Raw genomic sequence first — 15,474 nt, forward strand, 5'->3', positions numbered from 1 at the left:
ATCTAAAGGCTCCTTCGAATGACCGACGCGGCGAACCGGCCCTCCAGCTTCACGCGCGACGAGCTTCTGGCCTGCGGGCGCGGCGAGATGTTCGGACCGGGCAATGCGCAGCTCCCGGCTCCCCCGATGCTGATGTTCGACCGCATCGTCGAGATCAACGCCACGGGCGGCGCGCATGGCAAGGGCCATGTCGAGGCCGAACTGGATATCGCCCGCGACCTCTGGTTCTTCGACTGCCACTTCATCGGCGACCCGGTGATGCCCGGCTGCCTGGGCCTGGACGCCATGTGGCAGCTCGTGGGCTTCTTCCTGGGCTGGAGCGGCGCGCCGGGCCGCGGTCGCGCGCTGGGCGTGGGCGAGGTGAAGTTCACCGGCCAGGTGACGCCGGCCGTCCAGAAGGTGGTCTACAAGATCGACCTCAAGCGGGTGATCCTGCGCAAGCTGGTGATGGGCGTGGGCGACGGGGTTCTCCTCGCCGACGGCAAACCCATCTATGAGGCGAAGGACCTGCGCGTGGGCCTGTTCAAACCCGAAGACCTGGCGTGACGACGGCCAGGCGAGAGTTCGGAGGAGACTGACGGATGCGTCGCGTCGCCGTCACCGGGATGGGAATCGTCTCGTCCATCGGCAACAACACCAATGAGGTCCTGGCGTCCCTGCGCGAGGCGAAGTCGGGCGTCACCGCGGCGCCCGAGTACGCCGAGCTGGGCTTCCGCTGCCAGGTCCATGCGCCGCCGCGCCTGGATTGGGAGACGATGGTCGACCGCCGCGCCGCCCGGTTTCTGGCCCAGGGCACGGCTTTCGGCCACATCGCCATGGAGCAGGCGATCGCCGACTCCGGGCTGGAAGATTCCGAGGTCAGCCACGAGCGCACCGGGCTGATCGTGGGGTCGGGCGGGCCGTCTACCAAGGCGATCGTCGAGGCCGCCGCCATCGCCCGGGAGAAAGGGCCCAAGCGGGTCGGCCCGTTCGCGGTGCCCAAGGCCATGAGTTCGGGCGCGTCGGCCACCCTGGCCACCTGGTTCAAGATCCGCGGCCTGAACTTCTCCATCAGCTCGGCCTGCGCTACCTCGACCCACTGCATCGGCACGGCCTACGAGCAGATCCTGATGGGCAAGCAGGACGTGGTGTTCGCCGGCGGGACCGAGGAACTGGACTGGACCCTGTCGGTCCTGTTCGACGCCATGGGCGCCATGAGCGCGAAGTTCAACGACCGGCCCGAGGTCGCCAGCCGGGCCTACGACGTCGACCGCGACGGCTTCGTGATCGCCGGCGGCGCCGGCGTCCTCGTGCTGGAGGAGATGGAGCGGGCCAGGGCGCGAGGTGCGAAGATTTACGGCGAGATCGTGGGCTACGCGGCGAATTCCGACGGCTTCGACATGGTGGCCCCGTCCGGCGAGGGCGCGGCGCGCTGCATGCGCCTGGCCAATCCCGAGGGCCGGGCCATCGACTACCTGAATCCGCACGGCACGGGCACGCCGGTGGGCGACGTCAAGGAGATGGAGGCCGTCCGCGCCGTGTTCGGCGACAAGGCGCCGCTGATCTCGTCCACCAAGTCGCTGACCGGCCACAGCCTCGGCGCGGCCGGCGTGCAGGAGGCGATCTATTCGCTGCTGATGCTGAACAACGGCTTCGTGGCCGAGAGCGCCCACATCGAGAACCTGGACCCCGCCTTCGCCGACATGCCCATCGTGCGCGAGCGGCTGGACCGTCCGCTGGAGACGGTGATGAGCAACAGCTTCGGGTTCGGCGGCACGAACGGCTGCCTGGTGATGGCCCGCGCCTGATGGCGGGGCGGGCCTGATGGCGGGGGCCTGATCCCGTGGCGACGCCCGACCCGAAGATCCCGCGGCCGCCCGACCGGCCGCAGGACTACGAGTGCTGCAAGCGCGGATGCTGCCCCTGCATCTTCGACTACTACTACGACGCGCTGGAGCGCTGGGAGGCGCGCGTCGAGGCGATGGGTTTCGATCCGAAGGCGGTGCTGGCGCAGTATCCCTCCTGAGCCAGACCCGATCGGCGCCCGGCCCCAGACCCATTCTGGCCGCTGGCGCGGCCTGTCCCGCCCCATTAAGGGAGGGGGACGAACGAGGGAGAACCGCCACGTGGCCGATGACTATCAGATGCCGACCGGGACCCTGATGAAGGGTAAGCGGGGGGTGGTGACCGGGGTCGCCAATCACCAGTCCATCGCCTGGGGCATCGCCAGCCAGCTCGCCGCGCAGGGGGCCGAGATGGCGTTCCTGCACCTGCCCGGGATGGAGCGGCGCGTGCAGCCCCTGGCCGAGAGCCTGGGCGTGAAGGTGATCGCACCCGTCGACGTGACCGACGACGCCTCGATGGACGCCGGCTTCAAGGCCGTCGAGGACGCCTTCGGCCAGATCGACTTCTTCGTCCACGCCATCGCCTTCGCCAACAAGGACGAGCTGAAGGGCAGCTTCGTGGACAACACCACCCGCGACGGCTTTCTGCGGGCGATGAACATCTCGGCGTTCAGCTTCGTGGACTGCGCCCGGCGCGCCGCCGCCCTGATGCCGGAATCCGGCGGCTCGATCGTCACCCTGACCTACATGGGCTCCGAGCGGGCGATCCCCAACTACAACACCATGGGCGTGGCCAAGGCGGCGCTGGAGGCCTCGGTGCGCTACGCCGCGCGAGACCTGGGCCCCAGGGGGATCCGGGTGAACGCCATCTCGCCGGGCGCCATGAAGACGCTCTCGCTGGCGGGCATCTCGGGCGGTCGCGGCATGCTGGCCAAGGGCCGGTCGCTGTCGGCCATGAAAGAGGACACGGCGATGGAGGGCGTCGCGGGCTGCGCGCTGTGGCTGCTCTCGGACCTGGGCCTCTCGACCACGGGCGAATGCATCCACGTGGACGCCGGCTTCCACATCATGGGCTTCTCGGACGACGAGGAGGGCTGAGCCCGCCTCGCCTACGGCGCGTAGGCCCGCAGGAAGCGATGGGCGGCCTCGCGCGCCAGCCGGTCGATGCGGAAGTCGTCGAGCGTGGTGTCCACGCCGAGCAGCGACGCGGTCTGGTAAGAGCCCAGCACCATGCCGGCGAAGAACTCGGCCGCCTCCTGCGGGTCCGGGCAGTTCAGGCGGCCGGCCGCCGTCTCCAGGGCCAGGAACTGCGCCAGCTTGCGCCGGCTGGCCCGGGGCCCGGCCTCGAAGACCGCCACGCCCATGTCCGCCAGCCGTGTGGCGTCCAGCATCGCCATCCGCATGAACGCCACCGCCCGCGAGGTCATCGCCATCTCCAGGAGGATGCGGGCGAAGGCGGCCAGCGCCTCGCGGGGATTCTCGGCGGCGCCCGGCGTCTCGAGCGAGGCGGTGATCTCGTGGACCCGGCGGGCCATGAGGGCCCGGATGAGTTCGGCCTTCGAACCATAGTGGTTGTAGATCGTCTGCTTCGAGACCCCGGCGCGGCGGGCGATCTCCTCCATCGAGGCGGAGACCCCGCGCTCGGTCAGCACCTCGACGGCGGCGTCCAGGATGGCTTCGTTCTTCGACAGGTCGATCCGGCCGGCGATGCGGGGCATCAGTCGTCCCCACCCGGCCTGGCCGCCGGGGCGGCGGGCGCGCTGGGCGCCTTGAGCCCGGCCGGCGCGGCGAAGAAGCCGATGGCCGCCGCGATCGCGGCGCCGACCGCCACCAGCGCGAAGGCGTCGATGTAGGCCAGCACCTGGGCGTCGCGCTGGATCATGAACCCCATCGCCTTGCGCGCGGCGCCGGCGGGATCGGCCACGCCCAGCTCCTCCATCCGCGAGGTCATGCCCGCCAGGAAATCCTGGGCGCGCAGGCTCGCGCCGCTGACCCCCTGGCTCAGGGCCTGGAGATGGGCGGCGCCCGTCTGGAAGAGGGTGGTGGAGATGATGGCGATGCCAAAGGCGCCGCCGACGTTGCGGATCAGGTTTATGAGGCCCGAGGCGTCCTTCATCATCGAGAGCGGCAGGGTGGCCACGCTCATCTGAGAGGCCGCGATCATGGCGACCATCGAGCCGAGGCCGCGGGCCGTCTGCATGCCGGCGAACTCCCAGAAGCCCCACTGGTCGTTGACGTAGACGCCCTGCCACATGCCCCAGGCGGTGAGGGCCATCCCCAGCCCGAGGGAGAAGCGGAAATCCACCGCGCGGACGAACCGTCCCAGCGCGGGCGTGGCCACGAACATCACCAGTCCGGAGACCAGCATCACGTTGCCCACCTCCGCCGCCGAGTAGCCCCGGACGTGCGCCAGGAAGAGCGGCAGCAGGAACGTGCCGCCATAGAGCGAGGCGCCCGAGATGAAGGTGATGAGGATGCCCAGGGTGAAGTTGCGGTCCTGGAACGGCGCCAGAGACACGATGGGCTGGCGATAGACGAGCTGTCGCCAGATGAAGGCCACGCCGGAGATCACCGTCAGAACCGCGACCCAGAGCACGATGTCGTCCTGGAACCAGCTGTTCTCGGCGCCCTCCTCCAGAACGTACTGCATCGCGATCAGGAAGGTGGTCATCAGGCCCAGCCCCCACCAGTCGATGCCCTTGGCCATGCCGGGCTCGGGCCGGTCGAAGTCGAGGTAGCGGCCCACGAGGAACAGAACCAGGAGGCCCGGGCCGATGTTGATGAAGAACAGCCAGCGCCAGCCCATCGCCTCCGCGATGTGGCCGCCCAGCGTCGGGCCTATGGTGGGCGCCAGCGTCACGATCATGCTGACGATGACGTTGGCCGAGAGCCGCTTTTCGATCGGAAAAACGGTCATGGCGATGGCGAAGGTCGCCGGGATCATGGCGCCGGCCGCCAGGCCCTGGAGCGCGCGGTTGAAGATCATCGTCTGAATGTCGCTGGACAGGCCGACGGCGATCGAGGTGAGGATGAAGGCCACCGTGGTGACCATGTAGAACGGCCGCACCCCCCAGAGCTTGGACAGGTAGGCGCTGACCGGGATCGCGACCACCTCCGTCAGCAGGTACACGCTCTGGATCCAGCCGATCTCGTCCGCCGTCGCCCCGATGCCCGCCTGGACCTCGGCCAGGGCGGCGGCCACGATCTGGATGTCCAGCAGGGCCATGAACTGGCCCACGGCCAGGCCCGAGAAGCCGAGGTAGACCTTGGTCCAGTCGACCGGCCGGCCGTCGGCCCCCAGCGGCTGAGGACCGGCCGGCGCCGTCGAAGCCGCCGCCGCGACGGCCGTCGGTCCCTGGCCTGTGGGTCCCTGGCCTATGGGTCCCTGGCCGGCGGGGACGTCGGTCGGACTCACGGCCGGACCGCGCCTCCGGCGTAGCGGGCCGGGCCCTGGGCCGCCTCGGCGAAGCTCGGACCGGTGTTCTCACGCACGTCCACCTTCACCTCGACCGAGAGGCCAGGTCGCAGCGCCGCCGCCAGGGGCTGGCTGCGGTCGACGGCGATCTTCACCGGCAGCCGCTGGGCGATCTTGGTGAAGTTGCCCACCGCGTTCTCGACCGGGATCAGGGCGAACTCGGCCCCCGTGGCCGGCGAGAACGACATCACGTGGCCCTTGATCGGCCGGCCACCGAAGGCGTCGGCCTTGATCTCGACCGGCTGGCCGATGCGCAGGCGCGCCACCTGGGTCTCCTTGAAATTGGCGACCACGAAGGCCTCCCCCAGGGGAACCACGGTCATCATCACCGCGCCGGGCCGCACGTACTGGCCGGGTCGCACCCCCCGCGCGCCGACCACGCCGGCGGCCGGCGCCTTGACCTCGGTGCGCGAGAGATCGATGCGCGCCTGCTCGACCGCGGCGCGGGCCGCCTGGGCCTCGGCGACGCTTCGCTCCCGCGTGGAGCCCAGGCTGGCGGCGGCGCGCCGCTCGGCCTCCAGCGCCGCGGCGGCCTGGGCGACGTCGGCCTCGGCCTTCTCTGCGGCCATGCGGGCGTTCTGGGCCCGTTGCGACGACACGTAGCCCGACGTGGCGAGGGCGCCGTAGCGATCGAGTTCCGACGCGGCGAAGCGGGCCTGGGCCCGGGCGCTGCTCACGGCCGCCGTCCGCTCGGCGATCACCGCCTGAGCGAGACGGGCGCGGTCGTCCACCTGGTTCACGGCCGCATCCAGCGCCGCGGCGTTGGCCTGGGCGGCGGCCAGTCGGGCGCCGATGGTCGCCGGATCGATTCGCGCCAGGACCTGGCCAGCGGTGACCGGCTCGTTGTCGTCCACCAGCACCTCGGCCACATAGCCCTCGACCAGGGGCGCCACAGCCACGTTGTCGGCCTGGACGAAGGCGTTGTCCGTCGCTTCGTACCTCTGCTTGCCCGTCCACCAGACGACGCCCAGGGCGAGGACCGCCAGCCCCGCGATGCTGGCGGCGGCGATCATCGCCAGCCGGCTTCTGAGTAGCTGCATCATTCCGGGCGCGTCCCAACTGAAACTTGGACTCTGCGGTCCATTCACCGCCAATAGAGGCCCGGCCCCGACGGGCGCCAAGCGAAAACTGGACCGGCGCGTCCATTCGCCTTGCGCTGGACGGGCGCGGGCTTTCGTGGCGTATGCCCGCCATGCCCGATCCGGATACGCCAACGACCGCGGACGTCGTCATCGCCGGGGCCGGGATCGCCGGGGCGACCCTGGCGCTCTCGCTGGCCCGCGCCGGGCTTCGACCCGTCCTGATCGATCCGGTCGCCTTCGACGCCCAGCTCGCACCGACCTTCGACGGCCGGGCTTCGGCGATCGCCTATGCGGCCTATCGCCAGTGGCGGGCGCTTGGGCTGGCCGAGTCACTGGACCCCCACGCCCAGCGGATCGAGCAGATCCTGGTCACCGATGGAACCGCGCCGGGCGCCGCGGCCGGGCCGCAGACGCCCTTCTTCCTGCGCTTCGAGTCCGACGAGATCGCCGACCGGTCCGACGGCGAACCCCTGGGCTATCTGCTCGAGAACCGCCACATCCGCGCCGCCCTGGCGCAGGCGGTGGTCGACGCCGGCGTCCCGGTGCTCGCGCCCGCACGCGTGGCCGGCGCCGTCTTCGGTGGAAGGACCGCCCAGGTCGCCCTGACCGACGGCCGCACGCTGGAGGCCCCGCTGGTCGTGGGCGCCGAGGGCCGCGGGTCGGTGATCCGCGAGGCCGCCGGAATCGGGGTCGTCGGCTGGCCCTATGCGCAGGCCGGCGTGGTGGCCACGGTGCGGCTCGATGTCGACCACGAGGGCGTGGCCCACGAGTACTTCCTGCCCGGCGGCCCGTTCGCCATCCTGCCCCTGACCGGCGGCCGCGCCAGCCTCGTCTGGACCGAACCGACAGCGCAGGCCGAGGCGCTCAAGACCGCGCGGGCCGAGGTGTTCCAGGCGCACCTCGAACGCCGGTTCGGCGACTTCCTGGGCGGCATAGCCGTGGAAGGGGCGGTTTTCACCTACCCGCTCAGCCTGCAGCTCGCCGAACGCTTCACGGCTCCCAGAGCGGCGCTGCTGGGCGACGCCGCGCATGGGGTGCACCCCATCGCCGGCCAGGGCCTGAACCTGGGCCTGAAGGGCGCCGCCGCGCTGGCCGAGGTGGTGGTGGACGCCCTGCGGCTGGGCGAAGACATCGGCTCCGAGGTGGTCCTCGAACGCTACGCCGCCTGGCGCCGGTTCGACACGGTCTCGCTATCGGTCGGCATGGACGCCTTCGTCCGGCTCTTCTCCAACGACAACCCGATCCTGCGGGCGGCCCGCGGGGTCGGCATGTCGGTGGTGAACCGGATCGGCCCGGCCCGCCGCTTCTTCATGCACGAGGCCGGCGGCGCGGTCGGCGACCTGCCCCGCCTGCTCAAGGGGGAGGCGCTCTGACTATTCGCCCTCGCCCAGCTCGCGGGCCTCTTCCGGCAGCATGATCGGCACCCCGTCACGGATGGGGTAGGCCAGCCGCGCCCCCTTGCTCACCAGTTCCCCCCGGTCCCGGTCGTAGACGAGCGGCCCATGGGTCACCGGGCACACGAGCACCTCCAGGAGGCGCGGATCGACCTCGGGCGAGGGAGGGGGCGAGGGGGCGGAAGCGGTCATGGCGTGCCCGTCTACTGGAGCCGATGGGGTTCGTCATCCGGATCCGAGGCGTCGATCTCCAGCAGGGTGGTGAGCACCTCGAAACGCGCCGGCAGGTTGCTGGCCTCCAGCAGCGCCTGCTTCTCTGCGGGCGCGAACGGCAGGCCCATGCAGAGGCTGTTCACCAGCGCCTCCAGCGGCGCCTCGTTGGCCGTCTCCCAGTCGATGTCGAGTTCCCGCTGGTTGAGATAGCGCTTGAGCGCCGTCGCGAAGCGCGCGCGGGCGGCCTCGCCGGCCTCGGCCTCCTCGTCGCGGCCCAGGTCGTCGCCGAAGCGATCGTAACGGGCGCGCACCTGGCGATAGGGAAGGCGCAGGTCGAGCTCCTCCCCCGTGTCGAAGCGACAGAGGCCCGTCAGGGTGATCAGGTAGCGACCGTCCGAGGTCTCCGCATAGCTGGTGATCCGCCCCAGGCAACCGACGTGAGCCAGCACCGGTCGGGACCGGGAGCCGCCGCGTGTCTGGATCATCCCGATCACCCGGTCGCCCGCCATCGCGTCGTCCACCATGTTGAGGTAGCGCGGCTCGAAGATCTGCAGCGGCAGCTCGCCGCCCGGCAACAGCAGGGCGCCGTCCAGCGGAAAGACCGGGATCAGCTGCGGCAGGTCACTGGTCTGGCGGTAGGGCGCCATGCGCCTCCCTTCCTGAATGGGCCTTCCCGAATGGCCGTCCTGGCCGGACGTCTAGCTGAACAGGATCGCCGACAGCTTGCGGCGTCCCTGCTTGGCCACGTCGGACACCGGCCCGGCCGCCTCGAACACGGTCAGGAGCTGCTTGCGGGCCGCCTGATCGTTCCACTCGCGGTCGCGTGCGATGCTGTCGATGAGCTGATCGACCGCCTCCATCATCCGCCCCGACGCGGCCAGGGCCTTGGCGTATTCCAGGCGCGCCTCGTGATCGTCGGGATCGGCCGCGAGACGGCGTTCGAACTCGGCGGTCTCGGACGGCGCCTCGGCGGCCAGGGCGAGGGCGGCGCGCACGGCGTCGATGTCGGGATCCTTGGCGCCTTCCGGCGCCATCTCGAGCACCTCGGCGGCGCGCTCGAGGTCTCCGGCCTGCTGGTAGAGGCGGGCCATCCCGCTGATGGCCTTCACATTGCCTGGGTCCGTCTGAAGCGCCTGGGCGTAGGCCTGGGCCGCGCCGCCCATGTCGCCCAGTTCCAGCGACTCCCGGGCCATGTCGAGCAGTTCGTCCACCGGCGAGGCGCCGGCGCCCTGCTTGGCCAGGCCGTCCACGAACTGCTTCACCTGGCTGTCGGGCAGCGCGCCCATGAAGCCGTCCACGGGGCGGCCGTCCACGAAGGCGAACACGGCCGGGATCGACTGCACGCGAAGCTGACCGGCGTAGGCGGGGTTTCGGTCGATATCCACCTTGACCAGCTTCACCGCGCCCTTGGCGGCGGTGACCGCCTTCTCCAGCGCGGGTCCGAGCTGGCGGCACGGCCCGCACCAGGGCGCCCAGAAATCCACGATCACGGGCTGGGTCTTCGACGCCTCGACCACATCGGCCATGAAGGTCGCGTCGGTCGCGTCCTTGATCAGGTCGCCGGCGCCGGGCTGGCCCGGAGTCTGACCTTGGATATCGCCGATCAGGGTCATGCCCGCGGATTCCTTGTTCGATGGGTTTGCAACGTCGAGGCCCCCAAGATGGTCGCAATGCGGCTCGTCTTCAACGCGCCGCCGCGTCTTCGATCACGGCCATCGCGTCGAAATCCACCACCAGCGGCCGAACGTCCAGCGCCGACAGGAACGCCCGGAAGCCGTCGCGCGTCACCGTCGTGGTCGCCGTGTTCGTCAGGGGGTGGAAGTTCACGAGGTCGGCCTCGGCCAGGGTGCGGTCCAGGACGAACCGGACCCGGCGCCCGACGTCGTTGACCAGGCCGAAGGCCGTGACCGAGCCCGGCGCGACGCCCAGCGTCTCGGACATCAGCTCCGGGCTGCCGAACGAGAGGCGCGCCGAGCCGATCACGGCATGCAGACGCTTCAGGTCGATACGGGCGTGACCCTCGGCCGAGATCAGCCAGAGCTGACCCTTCGCGTCCTTGAGGAACAGGTTCTTGGTATGCGCGCCGGGAATGCGGACCTTGATGTCCTCGCCCTCGCCGACCGTGAAAACCGCGGGATGGTCGAACGTCTCGTGCGCGACGCCCAGGCGGTCGAGAAAGGCTTCCAGATCGGGACGGGTCTTCATGCGCCAGCGATAGCCGAGCCTGGCCGTGGGCTGAAGACTCTCTCGCACCGGTTGCGCCGCCACAGTTCAAAGAACATGATTTTTTTGCGCTTTCGTCGAATACACGCCTCAGAGGCGAGGCGATTCGCCGCAGGAACAGAGTTAATGTATGGTTCCCGACGATGGGTCCGGCGTGGGCCCGGCGAACTTTTGGGGTGCGATATGAAGAAGTTTCTAGCCGCGGCGTCCGTCGCCGCGCTCGTGATCGGGGCCGCCTCTTCGGCGAACGCTGCGATCACCATGAGCTACACGGTTGCAAACCAGCTTTATGACGTCGATTCCGGTCAGATCCTCGAGGATTTTGACGGCGTCGACAGCGCGCTGACGACCTATTCCGGTAACCTGCGCGGCCCGTTCGACAGCGTCTACAATGTCAGCGACAGCGCGCCGCCGCCCTACACCGGCCCCGGCTCGATCGAAGCTTGCTGCCAGGACGGCGAAAACTACGACGCCGATCCCACCCGCTACGGCTCGGTTCAGGCGGACCAAAGCTTCACGTTCTCGACGATCGCGGGCTACGCCCTGACGAGCTTCAGCTTCTACATCGGCTCGCCCGATGAATATAACCGCCTGACCTTCAACCTGCTCGACGGCACCAGCAAGACCTTCAGCGGTCACGAAATCTGGGGTGGTCCCGTGTTCAACGGCGACCGGACCGCCGGCTACCGCGTGTACTACGACTTCGGCGGCGCCAAGGTCACCTCGATCAGCTTCGAGTCCATCGGCGCGAACGCGTTCGAGTTCGACGGTCTCGCCGGCTCGGTCGCCGCGATCCCCGAACCCGCCACCTGGGCCATGATGATCATGGGCTTCGGCGCGGCCGGCACGATGCTCCGCTCGCGTCGCCGGGCGTTCGCGTAAGCGCGCATCCGCAGCGCCGCAAGGCGCCGCGACAAGACAAAGGCCCCGGCTGCGCCCGCAGCCGGGGCTTTTTCGTATCGACGCGCTGGACGACGGGCGAAACCGGCGACTAAGGGACGGACGACAGACCACGCCAGCGAGCGCCCATGGAACTCGAGTGCTATCCCACCGTCTCGCCCGGCGTCGCTCCGCCCGAGATCGTCCCCGGCCGTCCGCAGCGCGCCTGGATGGACAGCTTCATGGCGCGGCATCCCTATCGCTGCCTGCCGCTCAACATGGCCAATTCGTCCGGCTGGGAACTCCTGTGCCCCGTGGCCTTCACGGCCGAATGGAACGGCGGTCTGATGCAGGAGGACATCAAGCTCACGCCCGACCGTCCGCACCCCCACTTCCACCACTACGTCTCCAGCCACTTCAGCCACGGCGTGGTGACGTTCCATGCGGGCTACATGTTCCGCACGCCGCCTGGCTGGTCCATGTGGGTCATGGGCGCGCCCAACCAGGCCAAGGACGGCATCCAGCCGCTGTCGGGCGTGGTCGAGACCGACTGGCTGCCCTTCCCCTTCACCATGAACTGGCTGTTCACGCGGCCGGGCCGGGTGCGGTTCGAGAAGGGCGAGCCCTTCTGCTTCATCAGCCTCCTGCAGGACCATACCCTGCACGAGATCCAGCCGGTGATCCGCCAGCTCGATTCCAACCCGGAGCTGCGCCACCAGTACGACGTCTGGGAAAAGCACCGTAGCGAGTTCAACAAGAAGATCTTCCGAGGCGATCCCGAGGCCACCAAGGAGGCCTGGCAACGCTACTACTTCAAGGGCGAGTTCCCCGAGGAAGTCGGCGCGCCGAACCCCGAAGGACACGTCAACAAGCGCCGGCTGAAGGCCCCGAAATTCCGCTGAAGATTCTCCGCGCGGGGCCGCTTGCCAACCCGGGGGCGGTCTGCCATAAGGCCGCCTCTCGCAATCGGGACCGGCCACGGACCCGTCGGAGCGCGGGCGTAGCTCAGGGGTAGAGCACAACCTTGCCAAGGTTGGGGTCGGGCGTTCGAATCGCCTCGCCCGCTCCAAATTTCGAGACATCCGGTGTCATTCTGACCTCCCGTCCAGGGGGCTCGGGATCGTCGTTCGCGGCGACCGGATCCACACGGCGCGGCCGCCCGCCCCATCGCACAGCCCATCGACCTGCCGCGGAAGCGTGGCGGCGCCGTCCTGCGCCGCGGTCGAGGCGCAGGACCCTGCTTGCTTCCGCCAAATCACGGTAAACGCGCGATTAACGGTCCCTGCCGCAAACAGGGGTCTCGACATCGTCTCGGAGGCCTTTGGGCATGGCGCGCGCGGCGCGGAAAACCGGCGGGGAGCTCGTCTTCCACATCGCGCGGCTGATCTGGGACCATCCGGCGGCGGCACGGCTGCGGGGCGGCCTCGTGGCGGCGGCCGGTGTCGTGCTCGCGGTGGCGTTCGCGACCTACAATCCCGCCGATCCCAGCCTGAACGCCTCGGGCCCGGCCGCGCCCAGCAACGCCCTGGGCGGAGCGGGCGCGGTGCTGGCGGACGCCGGCATCCAGTCGCTGGGCCTGGCCGCGGCCCTGGCGGCGCTGCTGCTGGTGGTGTGCGGCCTGGCCCGGGTGACTGATCCCGAGCCCGAGACGGCGCGGCTGCGCCTGAGATTGCGGGCCGGTCTGGGCGCCCTGGGGGTGCTGGCCGTGGCCGCCGCCCTGGCCTGGGCGCCGATTCCCGCCGGCTGGCCGCTGGCCAAGGGCCTGGGCGGCTTCTGGGGCGACGGCCTGTTCACCGGCCTTGCGGGCCTGATCGCGTATGCGCGCATCCCGGCGTCCGCGCCGGTGGCGGGCGTGGCGTTCGCCGTGGCCGGCGTCCTGGCCTTCGGCTACGGCCTGGGCCTGTCGCGCCTGGACCTGCGCCGGATGGCCGACGGCCTGGGCCATGCGCTGACGCCGCGGCCGAAACTCAAGGCCCAGGCGCCCGAGCCCAAGCCGGCCCGCGTGGCCCGTCGCGGCCGGGGCGAGGCGCCGACCGCGCCCGCGACCGTGTCGGACGATCCCGCGCCGACGGCCGTGCCGATCGCGTCCGTCCCGATCGCAGGGGGGACGGCCGACGCGCCGGCGCCCCTGGTCAAGGCCCCCAAGCCGGCGCCCAAGGAAAGCGTGCGCGAGCAGAAGGAGGCGCAGGCCACCTTCGCCTTCGCCCAGGACGGCGGCTTCCAGCTTCCCGAACTGTCGATGCTGTCGAAGGCCCCGGCCCGCGCGGCCCAGTTCGACGAAGGCGCCCTGCGCCAGAACGCCCAGCTCCTGGAGAGCGTGCTGGCCGAGTTCGGCGTCCGCGGGCAGGTGGACCAGATCCGGCCCGGCCCCGTGGTCACCCTGTACGAACTGGTGCCGGCCGCCGGCGTGAAGTCGGCCCGCGTCGTGGCCCTGGCCGACGACATCGCGCGCTCCATGAGCGTCGCCTCGGCCCGCGTCTCGGTGGTGCCGGGCCGCAACGCCATCGGCATCGAGCTGCCCAACCAGCGACGCGAGACGGTCTATCTGCGGGAGCTTCTGGCCTCGGGCGAATACGAGCGCGGCAGCCAGGTGGTGCCCGTGGTGCTGGGTGAAACCATCGGCGGCGAGCCCTATGTGGCCGACCTGGCCAAGATGCCCCACCTGCTGATCGCCGGGACGACCGGCTCGGGCAAGTCGGTGGGCGTCAACGCCATGATCCTGTCGATTCTGTACCGCCTGCCGCCCGACCAGTGCCGGCTGATCATGATCGACCCCAAGATGCTGGAACTGTCGGTCTACGACGGCATCCCGCACCTGCTGGCGCCGGTGGTCACCGACCCCAAGAAGGCCATCGTCGCGCTCAAGTGGACCGTGCGCGAGATGGAGGATCGCTATCGCCGCATGTCCAAGATCGGCGTGCGCAACATCGCCAGCTTCAACGAGCGCGCCCGCGAGGCGCTGGCCAAGGGCGAGCACTTCGAGCGGACGGTGCAGACCGGCTTCGACGAGGCCGGGCGCGCCACCTACGAGAGCGAGAAGATCCGGCCCGAGCCGATGCCCTATCTCGTGGTCATCATCGACGAGGTGGCCGACCTGATGATGGTGGCCGGCAAGGACATCGAGGGCGCCGTCCAGCGGCTGGCCCAGATGGCGCGGGCGGCGGGCATCCACCTGATCATGGCCACCCAGCGCCCCTCGGTGGACGTGATCACCGGCACCATCAAGGCCAACTTCCCGACCCGGATCAGCTTCCAGGTCACGTCCAAGATCGACAGCCGCACCATCCTGGGCGAGCAGGGCGCCGAACAGCTCCTGGGCCAGGGCGACATGCTCTACATGGCCGGCGGCGGCCGCATCACCCGCCTGCACGGGCCGTTCGTGAGCGACGGCGAGGTCGAGGCGGTGGCCCGGTTCCTGCGCGACCAGGGCCAGCCCGCCTATCTGGAGGAGGTGACGGCCGGCGGCGACGAGGAGGGGGAAGAGGGCGACCTGGGCTTCGGCGGGGAGTCCGAGAGCAACGACCTCTACGACCGGGCCGTGGCCGTGGTCACCCGCGACGGCAAGGCCTCGACCAGCTACATCCAGCGCCGCCTCCAGATCGGCTACAACCGCGCCGCCTCGCTGATGGAGCGGATGGAGCAGGAAGGCGTCGTCGGCCCCGCCAACCACGCCGGCAAGCGCGAGATCCTGGTGAGCGCAGCGCCTTAGAGGCGGTCGGGGCCTCCACCGGGGTGTCGCTCCGGGGGGCGCCGGTCCCGAACTTCAGGCTTCGCGGAGGGCTCACAGCCCTCTGCGGCTTTCATCGACGGCTCGCGTCGTGACGTGGGGCGGACACGACTCGAGCCCCGCCCCTTTGCGGGGAGGGGTTGGGGGTGTCGCCCGGGTATCGGGACAGGTCTCATGCAGGGCAGGTCGGCCGCGCCAAGCCATGCGATCCGGCGTTCGCCCCCTCGGGTGGGCCCCTGGCCGAGCGCCTCGCAGACACCCCCACCCCAACCCCTCCCCGCGAGGGGGAGGGGCGCCGCTCGCAACGTCCCCTTGCGGGGTCTCAGCGGCGGGGCGGGCCGGTGGATCGGGGGGCGCCTGGCCGGAAGCCTGGGGAAAGGCCCGGAAGGCCCGATCCGCCGGGCGGACGGGGCGACAGGGTGAGGGCCGCGGTTCCGCCGGAGAGGCGGGCGCGCAGCGCGCCGCCGGGAGACGGCGGGGTCGAAGGCGAATGCGATCGGGACGCGGACGGCGACGGTGGCTGCCCGGATGTCGATGGTCCGGGCGTCGATGGCCCGGACGTCGGCCGGGACGGCGCGCCGAGCCGGTCGAGCAGCTCGCGCAGGCCCGGAAGCTCGGCGGCGCCGGGCGTCAGCGTCCCGGCGTCGTCGGCGACGCG

General features: G+C 70.5%; 15 protein-coding genes and 1 tRNA gene. 9 read left to right on the forward strand and 7 right to left on the reverse strand.

Annotated features, from left to right (window positions below; translation table 11 throughout):
• Positions 1 to 18 precede the first annotated feature (18 nt).
• From fabA to ABS78_RS18025, 4 genes are all read left to right on the forward strand, one after another.
• The gene (gene fabA / locus ABS78_RS18010; RefSeq protein WP_293382561.1) at positions 19 to 546 is read left to right on the forward strand and encodes a 3-hydroxyacyl-[acyl-carrier-protein] dehydratase FabA; all 528 of its coding nucleotides are present in this window, start codon (positions 19 to 21) and stop codon (positions 544 to 546) included.
• A gap of 35 nt (positions 547 to 581) precedes the next feature.
• Positions 582 to 1,787, forward strand: a complete 1,206-nt coding sequence (gene fabB / locus ABS78_RS18015) for a beta-ketoacyl-ACP synthase I (protein WP_293382564.1) — start codon at positions 582 to 584, stop codon at positions 1,785 to 1,787.
• A 35-nt stretch (positions 1,788 to 1,822) separates the two neighbouring features.
• Positions 1,823 to 2,005: an oxidoreductase-like domain-containing protein gene (locus ABS78_RS18020; RefSeq protein WP_293382566.1), complete on the forward strand. Its 183-nt coding sequence runs from the start codon at positions 1,823 to 1,825 to the stop codon at positions 2,003 to 2,005.
• Positions 2,006 to 2,105: 100 nt separating this feature from the next.
• The gene (locus ABS78_RS18025) at positions 2,106 to 2,921 is read left to right on the forward strand and encodes an enoyl-ACP reductase (RefSeq protein WP_293382569.1); all 816 of its coding nucleotides are present in this window, start codon (positions 2,106 to 2,108) and stop codon (positions 2,919 to 2,921) included.
• 11 nt (positions 2,922 to 2,932) lie between these two features.
• Here ABS78_RS18025 and ABS78_RS18030 read toward each other — a convergent pair whose 3' ends face one another.
• The 3 genes from ABS78_RS18030 to ABS78_RS18040 are packed head-to-tail and all read right to left on the reverse strand — an operon-like array spanning position 2,933 to position 6,338.
• On the reverse strand, positions 2,933 to 3,541 hold the full coding sequence (locus ABS78_RS18030) for a TetR/AcrR family transcriptional regulator (protein ID WP_293382571.1): 609 nt from the start codon (positions 3,539 to 3,541) through the stop codon (positions 2,933 to 2,935).
• On the reverse strand, positions 3,541 to 5,238 hold the full coding sequence (locus ABS78_RS18035; protein WP_293382574.1) for a DHA2 family efflux MFS transporter permease subunit: 1,698 nt from the start codon (positions 5,236 to 5,238) through the stop codon (positions 3,541 to 3,543). Before ABS78_RS18035 ends, ABS78_RS18030 begins: the two co-directional genes overlap by 1 nt.
• Positions 5,235 to 6,338, reverse strand: a complete 1,104-nt coding sequence (locus ABS78_RS18040; protein WP_293382577.1) for an HlyD family secretion protein — start codon at positions 6,336 to 6,338, stop codon at positions 5,235 to 5,237. The genes ABS78_RS18035 and ABS78_RS18040 overlap by 4 nt, the downstream gene beginning before the upstream one ends.
• Before the next feature lie 152 nt (positions 6,339 to 6,490).
• Here ABS78_RS18040 and ABS78_RS18045 point away from each other — a divergent pair, with 152 nt between their 5' ends.
• Positions 6,491 to 7,753 (forward strand): UbiH/UbiF/VisC/COQ6 family ubiquinone biosynthesis hydroxylase, encoded by a 1,263-nt coding sequence (locus tag ABS78_RS18045; RefSeq protein ID WP_293382580.1) that lies wholly within the window; start codon positions 6,491 to 6,493, stop codon positions 7,751 to 7,753.
• Here ABS78_RS18045 and ABS78_RS18050 read toward each other — a convergent pair whose 3' ends face one another.
• The 4 genes from ABS78_RS18050 to ABS78_RS18065 form a co-directional block, all read right to left on the reverse strand.
• Positions 7,754 to 7,966, reverse strand: coding sequence for a Trm112 family protein (locus ABS78_RS18050; protein WP_293382584.1), 213 nt, complete (start codon positions 7,964 to 7,966; stop codon positions 7,754 to 7,756).
• Between the two features lie 11 nt (positions 7,967 to 7,977).
• Positions 7,978 to 8,634 carry an LON peptidase substrate-binding domain-containing protein gene (locus ABS78_RS18055; protein ID WP_293382587.1) on the reverse strand — a complete coding sequence of 219 codons (657 nt, stop codon included), beginning with the start codon at positions 8,632 to 8,634 and terminating at the stop codon, positions 7,978 to 7,980.
• 51 nt (positions 8,635 to 8,685) lie between these two features.
• A complete protein-coding gene (locus tag ABS78_RS18060) occupies positions 8,686 to 9,600 on the reverse strand; it encodes a co-chaperone YbbN (protein WP_293382590.1) in 915 nt (304 codons plus the stop codon).
• 70 nt (positions 9,601 to 9,670) lie between these two features.
• On the reverse strand, positions 9,671 to 10,192 hold the full coding sequence (locus ABS78_RS18065; RefSeq protein WP_293382614.1) for a YbaK/EbsC family protein: 522 nt from the start codon (positions 10,190 to 10,192) through the stop codon (positions 9,671 to 9,673).
• Positions 10,193 to 10,393: 201 nt separating this feature from the next.
• Here ABS78_RS18065 and ABS78_RS18070 point away from each other — a divergent pair, with 201 nt between their 5' ends.
• From ABS78_RS18070 to ABS78_RS18085, 4 genes are all read left to right on the forward strand, one after another.
• Positions 10,394 to 11,092, forward strand: a complete 699-nt coding sequence (locus ABS78_RS18070) for a PEPxxWA-CTERM sorting domain-containing protein (protein ID WP_293382593.1) — start codon at positions 10,394 to 10,396, stop codon at positions 11,090 to 11,092.
• Between the two features lie 146 nt (positions 11,093 to 11,238).
• The gene (locus ABS78_RS18075; protein ID WP_293382596.1) at positions 11,239 to 11,991 is read left to right on the forward strand and encodes a DUF6065 family protein; all 753 of its coding nucleotides are present in this window, start codon (positions 11,239 to 11,241) and stop codon (positions 11,989 to 11,991) included.
• Between the two features lie 92 nt (positions 11,992 to 12,083).
• Positions 12,084 to 12,158 (forward strand) — tRNA-Gly (locus tag ABS78_RS18080).
• A 258-nt stretch (positions 12,159 to 12,416) separates the two neighbouring features.
• A complete protein-coding gene (locus ABS78_RS18085; protein WP_293382599.1) occupies positions 12,417 to 14,798 on the forward strand; it encodes a DNA translocase FtsK in 2,382 nt (793 codons plus the stop codon).
• Positions 14,799 to 15,474: the final 676 nt, after the last annotated feature.

It is taken from the genome of Phenylobacterium sp. SCN 70-31 (assembly GCF_001724605.1).
In the GTDB taxonomy this organism is placed as follows: domain Bacteria; phylum Pseudomonadota; class Alphaproteobacteria; order Caulobacterales; family Caulobacteraceae; genus Phenylobacterium.